At 73.3% G+C, this 656-nt stretch carries 1 protein-coding gene; it reads right to left on the reverse strand.

Annotated elements, in window-relative coordinates; translation table 11 throughout:
• On the reverse strand, positions 1–589 hold a 589-nt coding region (locus ACK4SE_RS14035; RefSeq protein ID WP_409693956.1), incomplete at its 3' end, for an ATP-grasp domain-containing protein.
• Positions 590–656 lie beyond the last annotated feature (67 nt).

Below are 656 nucleotides of genomic sequence, written 5' to 3' on the forward strand. Positions count from 1 at the left end.
CACTGGTCTCTCCTAGGTCGCCCCGGAACCACGCGGCGGCATGCCGCGCGCGCTCCAGGCAGTCGTCGAGGTCGTCGCCGTAGGCGTTGACGTGGCCCACCTTGCGGCCCGGCCGCAGGTCCTTGCCGTAGAGGTGCACCCGCAGGTGCGGATCGCGCGCGAGCGCGTGGGGCAGGCCGTCGTAGAGCCGCCCGGTGTCGGCGTCACCACCGAGGATGTTGACCATCACGGTCCATCTCGCCCGCGGCGCCGGTGAGCCCAGCGGCAGGTCCATCACGGCCCGCAGGTGGTTCTCGAACTGACTGGTGACCGCGCCGTCCTGGGTCCAGTGGCCGGTGTTGTGCGGTCGCATGGCCAGCTCGTTGACCAGCACCCGGCCGTCGGTGGTCTCGAACAGCTCGACGGCGAGGATCCCGGTCACGTCCAGCTCTCCGGCGACCCTCAGGCCGATCTGCTGGGCCTGTGCCGCCAGCGCCGGGGACAGGTCCGGGGCGGGCGCGACCACCTCGTGGCAGATGCCGTCGCGCTGCGTGGAGGCGACGACGGGGTACGCCGCGGCCTGGCCGCTCGGGGAGCGGGCCACCAGCACCGACAGCTCCCGCCGGAAGTCGACCAGCTCCTCGGCGAGGATCCGTACGCCCGACGCCGCCGCCGCG

This window comes from Brevundimonas sp. (assembly GCF_046293315.1).
Taxonomy (GTDB): Bacteria; Pseudomonadota; Alphaproteobacteria; order Caulobacterales; family Caulobacteraceae; genus Brevundimonas.